Origin of the sequence: Bartonella jaculi, from assembly GCF_039543045.1 — a bacterium.
Classification (GTDB): domain Bacteria; phylum Pseudomonadota; class Alphaproteobacteria; order Rhizobiales; family Rhizobiaceae; genus Bartonella; species Bartonella jaculi.
In genome coordinates this window covers 1-10,557 of record NZ_BAABIZ010000031.1, presented here as the reverse complement: position 1 = coordinate 10,557, position 10,557 = coordinate 1, and the positions used below count along the sequence as shown (strand labels likewise).

The following is a 10,557-nucleotide window of genomic DNA, read 5'->3' as shown; positions in this document are numbered from 1 at the left end:
TGCGACAGCCAGCAGCCATGGTTTTAGCCTTTCTGGAAATGACACGGTAAAGAATATTACCAAGAATGTTTTAAACCATGGCAAAGCTAAGGATAACGCAGAATGGGAAACCAAATCCGCTATCAGTGAGGGCACTATCATTCTAACCAATACAACTGGCCAAAGGTCCATGGGGCAAGATGCTGAACAAATCATTGGCTCTCTCAACCGCAATACTGCAGCAGCCCACCAGGCTGTAGCACCGATAGACGCCACATCCCTTGAGGGAGCGGTGCATAATCGCTTAGATATGATCAATGATTTATCCGATGAAGGATTGGGATACTGGGACAAAATTTATCAAATTACAAATGTTAAAGAGCATCCCATAGCTGAGGTTGCGCATGATGAAAATGGCAATGTCCTCTATTTAACTGATGACAATGGAAAACCTATAAAAGACAGTGATGGAAAAAATATTACTCTGTATCGCTATTTAACGCCAGAGGAAGAAAATCATTTACAAAAAGGCTCTGATGGCAATGTTTATATGTTCTACAATGGCATTTTTAATTCCCCTGATGAAGCAGCGGGTAATGCTGTGCAAATGGCTGTTCATAACAATGGTCACCTTTATTTTACCTACCACCCCCAAGATAAAGATAGGCTTGTAGAAATAGGGATAGCGATTTATGAGTATTTTGGGGGATGGAGTAATTCGACCAAGAAGTTCCAAGGTTTTATCACTCGTTATGGTAATGATGGGGCTATTGTTAGTGCGCATAGTCGTGGTAGCTTAACAGTAGGCAATGGACTGCGTGACTTTGAAAAGCGTGGCATTCATGGTATATCCAAAAAAACAGATATCTATCTTTTTGGACCAGCTGATAACTCTCAATCGATAGCGAATGCACACTATTATGTGAGTGATGGTAAAAAAGATCATATTTATTTACAAAACCATATCTTTGATCCCATTGGTACAGGAATTGGTCACAATTGGCCTACAGCTTATGAGGTGCCCTTGAAGTTCCCCTATGTATTATTTCCACCAGCAATTGCAATAAAAGAGCAAGGGAGCGCGCTACGCGGACATAACCCTAGTACCACCCATAAGTGTTATGGTGATGCAAGTGATGCATGTAAACATGATTATGGAACACCTCATAATGTAATAATTTATGCATCTCATGCGATTTTAGATAATTTAGGTTTAGGTTATTTATGGAGAAAAAATGAAGAGATTGTTTAAATTATTAGGTGGGATAGTTCTGTTAAGTGTTACTGGATGTGACATATCAAATATTGACAAACCTTCTCCAGCATACGTGAGTATGTGGGAGAAACCTGGTGCAGATTCTACTGAGGTAGGAAAAGCCCTTTTAGAATGTGGCATGCCGAGCCTTATCGATCTTGATACAGAAAATCGAGAGAGAAGCAACAATGCGAGAGCAACAACTTATGCTTGTATGATCCAAGCAGGATTCCGCTATAAAGATGAACATATAGGAGGGTGGTGTTATACATTTAGAGAAGAAAACTTGCCAATTTGTCGTCCAGGTGCTGTAATTCCGAAGCGAAGTGTTGAGAAGCGCTTAAACAGCCCTTATTGTAAAAGAAGTCCAGTACAACCTGAATGCAAACCTTAAGTCTTGCAGTTGATCATCAACAATCCGCCATTCTTACGTTCGCTTGGAATGGAGGGATTATTCCCTCAATCACACCATCTCAACGCTGTATGTGAAACAATATGACGTAGGGAATGCATACGTTACAGGAGGGGGTTTGCACTTCTTGTAAAAAAAACCAATAACTTGTGTGAAAATGAAAAGCCTTGTCCATCCTTACGTGACAAGGTTTTTTTATGCCGCGTCACTTTGACGTTGCTGTTTCGCTTGCTCGATGACATTCATCAGATCTGATTGTAACCAACGCGATAAAAAACCAAATTTTAAGGGCTTTGGTAAAGATCCATTGGTGACATGACGGCGGAAAGTTGAGACACTCATATGAAGCAATTTTGCACTTTCACGGTCTGTCAAAAGAATATCGTTTTCAGTCATACTAAAATCCTTTCAATAATAAAAAATGAGAACAAATCATAAGCATTTATTAACCATATTTTTGAATCATATGAAAGGTATTTAGTCTATAGAAAACAGTATTTTATCATAGTTTTTCTGATGTGATAATTTATGAGTCTTATTGAGATGATATGAGAGAAAAGAGAGAGAAAGTTATCCACAGATAATGGGGTTATGCACCCCATATCTTAGCTTTGACCGGTGACATAAGCCGCCCATTTATCTATGTAGACACGACGCTGTTCTAAATAGTCTGTACGATGATGGGCACGTTCTACTTGTCCACCAACGACATGCCCCAGAATGGTTTCAGCGACTTCATAGGGGGCATCGGTTGTTTCAGCAAGCCAATCGCGTAAACTAGAACGAAATCCATGGGGGCAGGCTTCAATTTTATTTTTTCTCATATACGCAGCCATCATCGTATGTGAAAGAGGACCATGACCGGTAAGTGAAAAGATGAAATCACTTTTAGAGATACAGCGGGCTTGTTCAATTACTTTTAGTGCTTCTGTTGATAAGGGCACGCGAAACTCTTTTGTTGTATCACGCTTTCCTTTCATTTTCTCAGCAGGAATAGTCCAGATATCTCCATCAACTTGATCTTTATGAATATGACGCAAAGAATTGCTACGAACCTCTGTAAGGATAAGCAAACGCAAAGCTAGATGTTTTATAGTTGTTGTTTCGCAAAGTGTTTTATAAAAAGCTGGTACATCTCTCCAATCCATTGCTGGTAAGTTTTGTTTTTTATGGCGTTGTTTACCTAAGAGAGCCTTTGCTTTTTCTATCACCTGTAAATCAACATCCAATCCTAATGCAGCCGCATGCTTGAGACAAAGATTAAGACGCATCAATGCTGTCCGAGCAGTCCCCGCTTTTGTATGCCAGATAGGGGCAAGGGTGTTGCGTATATCTGTTTGTGTAATCTCTGAAACCGGTATACAACCTAATTTTGGAAGAATATGAAGACGTAAATGTAAAAACCAGTTACCATCTTTACCATCTCCTTTTAATTTAGCTTTCCGATTTTCAAAAGTGTCTAGAGCAATGTCTTTTAAATAATGGAGATTGCGCATTGCTTCACGCTTTTGTTTATTGCGTTCTTTAATAGGAATGGGGGGAAGGGGGGAGTTTAATAAAATTAAATAAGTTTTTCTCTTTAAGATGGAGTTAAGAACTATGGCGGATGAAAATCGGTTGATAAAGCTCGGAATAAAGCTAACTTACCAAGAAAAGCTTATTGACGCATTTTTTTGTGCAGTAATTAATCAATCGAAAAGTTTGCATGAGATATCTAAAGAATTTAATGTTTTAACGAGGCAAATTTCAGATTAGAAGAACAAAATTTTTTTAAAGCCGTTGTGTCACCATTTCCTCATAAATAGGGGCGTGGTACTTTTTTGAGGCTTTCAAATTTCTTCCAGTAATAGCTCTTTGGATTTTTTCAAGATGTGAAGGGTAGTAGGTTGCAATGGTGTTTAATTTTTTATCACAATTATATAGTTTTTACTGCTCAGTTTTTTATTTAATCCGTTCTTTTAAGCATGTTAAGTGGTTTTTTTATAAGCTTCAGAAGCTTCCTTATTATTTCAGGAAGTTTAATCTTCTAAGGAGCGCTAATATTATGAAAAGGCATTTTCTGTATGCTATTTCATGATGCTGAAAAACAGAAAAAACCTTTTGGCGAGGATAAATGAGCGATTTCAACATATTTGAGTTTTCTGGCACAGACTTTTCTTATAGCTAGAATGAGAAATTAAACTTAATGGTTAATTGCTTTTAATCGATCCCTATTAAAAAATAGCTTTCAGCCATCTTGACAGGATAAAGTCCTCTAAAGTGTATCGATTGTGTATAATACAAAATAGATTTTAAAAGATTTATTTCAATATTAAATGTATTCTTCTTTTGTATAGAAGGTTTTATGAAACGGCTTTAGTTTTTTATAATTCAAGGTACAAAATACTATTGCTAAAACACCAAAGATAGACCATGCTGGTAAACAAGTGAGGGTAATGCAAATTGAGGATAGAAAAGCTGGCATAATATTATGTATAGACTGGTTAAGTCCATAGATATCGGTTTGCAGAAAGTTTGCTAACATTTTATTTAAGGGGGTTATCATCCAATGTGATGTGCTCACAGAGTGTGCACTATCAATAGCCAATACTATAATTGTTAATGTAACAAAAATAAAAGTTATTAATTTGAGCAACGGATGAAGCATATTTTCTTCCTATAATTTTAATAGAACATCTGCATAATGCGTAGAAAAACGAGGGGTTGCATTCTAACAAGAAAATAAATTGTGTTAATTTTGTGATTTTTTTTAAAAAATATGCATAAGAAGATAACAGTTTTATTTCGGTACAAATTTAGATTAAATTCAATAAAATTGATGAGGAATAATGTCTGAGAAACAACATAACGAATTGAAGCGTAACCTTCAAAATCGTCACGTCCAAATGATTGCTTTGGGAGGGGTTATTGGAACGGGGCTTTTTTATGGGGCAACAGAATCTATACAATTAGCTGGTCCTTCAACTATTTTAGCTTATCTTTTTGGAGGACTTATTATCTATTTTATCATGCGAATGCTTGGTGAGATGTCGGTAGAAGAACCAACATCAGGTGCTTTTAGTTTCTTTGCCTATAAATATTGGGGGAGTTTAGCTGGTTTCATAACAGGTTGGAATTATTGGTTCCTTTATATTCTCGTCAGTATGACCGAACTTACAGTTGTCGGATTTTATCTAGATCATTGGATTTTGATTGATCATTGGAAGTCATCTTTCATCATTCTTTTGTTTGTGACATTGATCAATTTGCTGAATGTCCGTTTTTACGGTGAGTTTGAATTTGGTGTGGCTTTGGTTAAAGTCGCTGCCGTTATTGGTATGATTATTTTTGGAATTTTTCTCATTGTCACTGGAATAAGTGGGAATCAAGCAGGCATTCATAATCTTTGGGTTCATGGCGGTTTTTTTCCTTATGGTATAACGGGAGTTGTTTTGGCTACTTGTGTGGTGATGTTTTCTTTTGGTGGAACAGAACTTATTGGTATTGCTGCTGGAGAGGTATCAAATCCACAAAAAACAATACCAATCGCTATTCGTAAAGTTATGTGGAGGATTATAATTTTTTATATTGGCTCTATCAGTGTTATTATGATGATAAGCCCGTGGAATATGATCGGAAAAAATGGTAGTCCTTTTGTCACAATTTTTGAGACTGTGGGAATTCCAGCTGCTGGTCATATTTTGAATTTTGTGGTTATTATGGCTGCTATTTCAGTTTACAATAGTGGCATTTATTCCAATGGCCGTATGCTTTATAGTTTAGCTATACAAAAAAATGCACCACATATTTTCAGTAAACTTAGTTCTGCTCGTGTTCCTTACGTTGCTATTATTTTTTCATCGATATGTACTGCAATGATTATCGTTGTTAATGCTCTTGTCCCGGATAATAGTTTTATGCGCATCATGGCTCTCGCGACCGCAGCAGCGATTATTACTTGGGCTATTATTGTTATTGTTCATTTAAAGTTTCGAAAAGCACATAAGGGCAGAAAAGAAGCGCTCATTTATGGGTTTGGTTTATATCCTTACGCCAACTATTTTTGCCTCTGCTTTCTGGCTTTATTATATTGCATTATGTTTGTAAGTGGCTTTGGAAAAAATGGATTAATGACTCAACTTTTCAATATGATAGGAATAAGGGTATCTTTTTTTGAACCATATATCCCTGTGCAGATGCCTGATATGAGTTTGGCAGTTATGATTATTCCTCTCTGGTGCTTGTTTTTACTCTTGGGTTATAAACTTAAGCGATAGTGGTAGAAGAGGTAATATAAAGAGATTGATTGGAATAAATCTTGGGGATCATAAAGTTTGATAAGGTAACACAGGTCTTTGGTGACTTGTATGTTTTAAGAGATATTACTGTACAGCTTACCGAAAGACGAATCGCCGTTATTGGTGCCAATGGTTCTGGAAAAAGTACATTTGTTCGTCTTATCAATGGGTTACAATTACCATCTCGTGGTTTTGTAAGTGTTGATGGGCTTGATACAAAACGCGATGCAAAAGCAGTAAAACGTAAAGTAGGATTTGTCTTTCAAAATCCTGATAATCAAATTGTTTTACCGTTAGTGGAAGAAGACTTATCTTTTGGTCTCAAAAACCTAAAACTGAGTAAAGATGAAATTAAGGAGCGTGTAGATGAGATCTTACAGCGCTATGATCTTGAAACTTTCAGAAATCATGCAGTTCATTTATTAAGTGGTGGACAAAAACAACTCGTTGCTATTTCCAGTGTCGTGGCAATGAAACCAGACTATATTATTTTTGATGAACCGACGACATTGCTTGATTTGCGAAATAAGCGCCGTGTTACGCACGTTATAGAAGAATTATCACAAACGGCAATTGTTGTATCGCATGATTTGGAGTTTCTCAAAAAGTTTGATAGAGTGTTAGTTTTTGATAAGGGGGAAATAGTTGTTGATGATGTACCTGTTGTTGCGATCAAAGAATATATAAGAAGAATGTTGTGATCGGTTTATATCTTCCTCAGGATACGTTCATTCATAGGCTTAAACCAGGGGTTAAGCTGTTAGCCCTTACTATATGTGCAACTGTTCTCTTTATGGTATCATCAATTTTTATTCTACTACCCTTTTTATTATTTGTAGCTTTATTGTATAGAGTTGCGAAGGTTCCTTTTAACAATGTGTTAAGACAGCTTAAAGCAATGGGCTTATTTTTAGTCCTTATATTTGTTTTTCAAGTTATTTTTAAAAATTGGCTTACAGGTTTTGAGATTGTATTGCGTTTTATTTCTCTTGTTTTTTTAGCCTCTCTTGTTTCTTTAACGACTAAAGTTTCAGATATGGTGAGTGCCATTGAAACATGGCTTCAACCGTTTCGACGCTTTGGTATAAATCCATCAAAATTTAGTATGGTATTATCTATGGCAATCAGATTTATTCCAGTTGTTGGTGAGAAATTCAATGAAGTGCGTGAAGCACAGCGGGCACGTGGATTTGATACGAATATTGCTGCTCTTGCAATGCCGTTAATTATACGAACAATAAGGATGGCTTCAGAAGTTGCTGAAGCACTAGATGCACGTTCTTATGACTGTGATGCTGATGATAAAATATCTAACGATGATACATATTTATAGTAAGGAATAATTCAATGAATACAAAAGATCTAACCTATATTGCTTTATTTGCGGCTATTTACGCGGCTTTAGGCCTTTTCCCTCCTATTTTTCTTCCTATTTTTCTTGGACTTCCTATTACGGCTCAGTCAATGGGGCCGATGTTAGCAGGATCTATACTTGGAGCGAAAAGGGGGGCTTTAGCATCACTTCTTTTTCTTGTACTGGTTGCTATTGGACTACCTTTATTAGCAGGTGGGCGCGGAGGCATTGGTGTTTTTTTAGGGGCTGGTGGTGGCTATATGATTGGTTATCCAGTTGCTGCATTTTTTATTGGCTTTATGGTTGAGTTGTTTTGGCAGCGATTAAATTTTATAATATTATTTGTAATAAATGCTGTGGGTGGTATTGGGATTGTCTATTTTTTTGGAATACCATGGATGGCATATATTACCCAGGTTCCTTTGCTGACAGCTTTAATAAGTTCATTAGGCTTTTTGATTGGCGATTTTCTAAAAGTACTGATTGCATCTTTTGTAGCACTTACAGTTAAAAAATCCGTCCCTCTCATTACGTTAAAGAAAGGGTAGTCCTTACTTTGAATTGGAATGTTGTATCGCGGTTCATATGAAGATAAAAGGGAAAAAATAATAATATGATAAAGTCCCCTGTCTTATTGGTTTACGCTTTAATGAGAGGGGATATGTAAGACAAAAGAATTTATTGTATAGTATCTAAGTTATTATCTATAAACGGATAGGATATAATATGGCTTAGTTTAAGAGTACTATTTTAATAGTTATTTTTATAAATTATAAAATATTTTTATTCTTTTTATTATTATATAAATTTACTATATACATAAACATGATCTTATGTTAAATTCATTGTGGATTTTTATTGAGGAAAATAAGTTGTACAAATAAGGCTATGAATATAAGATACTGCTTTTCTATATGCGTTATTGTTTTAGTTTTTTCATCTGTCGTTAAAGCGTCTGAACGTGCTCCTTTTCAAGGCGTGACATCTGTTATTATTGCTCCTACTGTTTCTACGACAAGCCTGCCTCTTAATAAGAAAGTTGATTCTTTATTAAATAAAGTTATTTTACCCACTCATATGGGCGATCATAGTCTGTTTTGGAGACAAATAGCACCTCTGTTTCAAAAAGCGAGACGTGTGTATGTTAATTTAGGGCGATACATATACGCTTCCATATTCTCCATATTCAATTGGTAGATTATAAAAGAACAGATTATCATTATATATCTATTATTTTTTTAGCGTAATTTCTACAGTAAAAGCATGAAGTACGCCTTAAAAATATTCAAATCTTTTAAAAAAGAACCTTAGATTTATTATCAAGGTGAGAAATTATAGATTATGTCTCTATACATAAATTGTTTGCACTAATAATTTAAATGTTTATTACATTAAGCAGTAATTTGCCAGCATAAGTAATCTAAACAGTGAAATCATCAATCTTTTTACTTTTTGGAAAAAATCACAGCGATGTCTTATGAACAAGCACAAATCGCTTTGTTTTCTTTGAAAAAAAGCAACGTTTGCAAATGGCTAAAGCACAACAATCCTTACCACCACAAGAGCAACAAACGGCGGTGTGAAATGGAACAAAGAACAGTAGAATGGTTCTAAGCGCGGCTAGGAAAAGTCACCGCTTCAAACGTTTACAACGTACTTAGTAAAACAGCCAAGGGAACGCCTACAAGTAAATATGAGGATTACAAAATGAAACTCATGACAGAAGGCTTAACAGGGGAAATAAGTCAATCTTATACAACACCTGCTATGCAATAGGGCATTGAATATGAAGAAGATGCCTTGAGAGAATATGAATTCATTTATGACACAGAAGTCACAAGATGCGGGTTTATTCAACATCCCAAAATGAAAATGGCGGGGGCGAGCCCTGATGGGCTTATCGGTGATGACGGTTTAGTTGAAGTTAAGTGTCCACAATCAACTACGCATTTGCGCTTCTTTATGTATGACGAAATCAAGCCTGAATATATCGCGCAGATGCAATTCCAAATGGCATGCACAAGACGCAAAAGGTGTCATTTCATTAGCTATAATCCATAATTTTTAGGCAGATCTACTGGTTTGAGAATTAAAATCAAACGCGTCCACCCGTGATGAGGAACACATTGAAGAGATTAATAAAGCTGTTGAAGCCTTTTTAACAGAAATAGAGCGAGACATGAGGAAGATTTTGACAAAAGCCGCTTAAAGTTTATGGGGGGCTTCTCTCCCAACACCCCCGCCCATTTATTAAGGAAATCAAACGTGTATAACATCGAACATATCATCATACAGCCTGCTAAAGACGAGGAGTTTTGTTTTTTTACCATTGGCTATGAAGGAAAGTCCCTTGAGAATTATCTTAATTGTCTCATAGAAAACGATATCAAAACTTTATGTGATGTTCGTAAAAACCCAATAAGTAGAAAACACGGATTTTCAAAAGGACAATTAGAGAAAGCTGTAAGCAACATTGATATTGAATATATGCATATGCCTGAACTTGGGATTGTTTCTGAAAAACGACGAAATTTGAAAACACAAAAAGATTATGAACGCCTTTTTGAAGACTATCAAAATACAACTCTCAAGAATAATTCTTGTGCAATAAACAAATTATATCAAATTTTTTTAAACAAAAAGCGCGTTGCAATCACCTGTTTTGAAGCCAATGTCTGCATGTGTCATAGAGGCAAAATAGCCTTGGCTCTTACACAATTAAAAGATTGGAAATATGAAATTAAGCACATCTAAAAAATAAGCTTGCAGATTTTTTAAAAATAGGAGTGCTTCATATGCCTCCAGCCCTTTACCCATTTACGTAACATAAAAAATAGAAAGGTAATGAGATGATATTTGATGATGGTGGTAGACATGTAACGACACGTGAATGTGCACAGCTTTTTAGTGTGTCAACAACAACGATTCGCAATTGGGTACTTCAGGGGTTATTTCCGGAGCCATATAAGCTAGGGAGGGCAGTGAGGTGGAGAAAGAAAGAGATCTTAGCTTTCACTTCAAAGAAAAATAAGGAGCAAATTAGGTAAAATTGTATAAACCGTAGAAGGTGGTCTAAAAGGTGGTCTGAAAGCAGCTCTTTAAAGAAAAAATCTATGTATTACAGTATATTAAAGATACAAAATGGTGCCCAGACGCGTTCTAGTTTATTTTAACAAAATCAGTATCTTAATAAGATATGAGGGAACTTTATAGGTATTGAATTATTACGTTTTTTTTGTTCCTATCCCTCATTTTTTTGTAGCTTTTTTATTGCTTCTAG

General features: G+C 35.8%; 11 protein-coding genes and 2 pseudogenes. 10 read left to right on the top strand and 3 right to left on the bottom strand.

The features are described 5' to 3' along the window. Window positions 1–1,231, top strand: a pseudogene (locus ABD915_RS08030) (hemagglutinin repeat-containing protein); the annotation flags it as partial. Then, window positions 1,215–1,628 (top strand): hypothetical protein, encoded by a 414-nt coding sequence (locus ABD915_RS08025; protein WP_345117209.1) that lies wholly within the window; start codon window positions 1,215–1,217, stop codon window positions 1,626–1,628. The pseudogene ABD915_RS08030 and the gene ABD915_RS08025, both read left to right, overlap by 17 nt. Window positions 1,629–1,841: 213 nt before the next feature. On the opposite strand, the gene ABD915_RS08020 is transcribed toward ABD915_RS08025, so the two are convergent. Further along, entirely contained in the window at window positions 1,842–2,042 is a 201-nt protein-coding gene (locus ABD915_RS08020; RefSeq protein WP_345117207.1) for a helix-turn-helix transcriptional regulator, read from the bottom strand. A gap of 209 nt (window positions 2,043–2,251) precedes the next feature. Then, window positions 2,252–3,232, bottom strand: coding sequence for a tyrosine-type recombinase/integrase (locus ABD915_RS08015; RefSeq protein ID WP_345117211.1), 981 nt, complete (start codon window positions 3,230–3,232; stop codon window positions 2,252–2,254). A gap of 13 nt (window positions 3,233–3,245) precedes the next feature. On the opposite strand from ABD915_RS08015, the gene ABD915_RS08010 reads away from it, so the two are divergent. Then, window positions 3,246–3,401, top strand: coding sequence for a SlyX protein (locus ABD915_RS08010; protein ID WP_345117205.1), 156 nt, complete (start codon window positions 3,246–3,248; stop codon window positions 3,399–3,401). 556 nt (window positions 3,402–3,957) lie between these two features. On the opposite strand, the gene ABD915_RS08005 is transcribed toward ABD915_RS08010, so the two are convergent. Then, entirely contained in the window at window positions 3,958–4,293 is a 336-nt protein-coding gene (locus ABD915_RS08005) for a hypothetical protein (protein WP_345117203.1), read from the bottom strand. 181 nt (window positions 4,294–4,474) lie between these two features. On the opposite strand from ABD915_RS08005, the gene ABD915_RS08000 reads away from it, so the two are divergent. The 7 genes and pseudogenes from ABD915_RS08000 to ABD915_RS07970 all read left to right on the top strand — a co-directional run bounded on the left by ABD915_RS08000 (window position 4,475) and on the right by ABD915_RS07970 (window position 10,324). Continuing rightward, window positions 4,475–5,902, top strand: coding sequence for an amino acid permease (locus ABD915_RS08000; protein ID WP_345117202.1), 1,428 nt, complete (start codon window positions 4,475–4,477; stop codon window positions 5,900–5,902). A gap of 41 nt (window positions 5,903–5,943) precedes the next feature. Further along, window positions 5,944–6,624: an energy-coupling factor ABC transporter ATP-binding protein gene (locus ABD915_RS07995; protein WP_345117200.1), complete on the top strand. Its 681-nt coding sequence runs from the start codon at window positions 5,944–5,946 to the stop codon at window positions 6,622–6,624. Continuing rightward, entirely contained in the window at window positions 6,621–7,256 is a 636-nt protein-coding gene (locus ABD915_RS07990) for an energy-coupling factor transporter transmembrane component T family protein (RefSeq protein WP_345117198.1), read from the top strand. The genes ABD915_RS07995 and ABD915_RS07990 overlap by 4 nt, the downstream gene beginning before the upstream one ends. Window positions 7,257–7,270: 14 nt before the next feature. Next, window positions 7,271–7,825 (top strand): biotin transporter BioY, encoded by a 555-nt coding sequence (locus ABD915_RS07985; protein WP_345117196.1) that lies wholly within the window; start codon window positions 7,271–7,273, stop codon window positions 7,823–7,825. Window positions 7,826–8,861: 1,036 nt separating this feature from the next. Then, window positions 8,862–9,486 (top strand): annotated as a pseudogene (locus ABD915_RS07980) (lambda exonuclease family protein). 56 nt (window positions 9,487–9,542) lie between these two features. Next, entirely contained in the window at window positions 9,543–10,031 is a 489-nt protein-coding gene (locus ABD915_RS07975; RefSeq protein WP_345117194.1) for a DUF488 domain-containing protein, read from the top strand. 95 nt (window positions 10,032–10,126) lie between these two features. Next, a complete protein-coding gene (locus ABD915_RS07970) occupies window positions 10,127–10,324 on the top strand; it encodes a helix-turn-helix transcriptional regulator (RefSeq protein ID WP_345117192.1) in 198 nt (65 codons plus the stop codon). The last annotated feature ends 233 nt before the right edge of the window (window positions 10,325–10,557 follow it).

Bases quoted from the DNA above. Each gene is read 5' to 3' on its own strand.
- ABD915_RS07970 (WP_345117192.1), top strand. From the start codon at position 10,127: ATGATATTTGATGATGGTGGTAGACATGTAACGACACGTGAATGTGCA.
- ABD915_RS08020 (WP_345117207.1), bottom strand. From the start codon at position 2,042: ATGACTGAAAACGATATTCTTTTGACAGACCGTGAAAGTGCAAAATTG.
- ABD915_RS08010 (WP_345117205.1), top strand. From the start codon at position 3,246: ATGGCGGATGAAAATCGGTTGATAAAGCTCGGAATAAAGCTAACTTAC.
- ABD915_RS08000 (WP_345117202.1), top strand. From the start codon at position 4,475: ATGTCTGAGAAACAACATAACGAATTGAAGCGTAACCTTCAAAATCGT.
- ABD915_RS08025 (WP_345117209.1), top strand. From the start codon at position 1,215: ATGAAGAGATTGTTTAAATTATTAGGTGGGATAGTTCTGTTAAGTGTT.
- ABD915_RS07985 (WP_345117196.1), top strand. From the start codon at position 7,271: ATGAATACAAAAGATCTAACCTATATTGCTTTATTTGCGGCTATTTAC.
- ABD915_RS08005 (WP_345117203.1), bottom strand. From the start codon at position 4,293: ATGCTTCATCCGTTGCTCAAATTAATAACTTTTATTTTTGTTACATTA.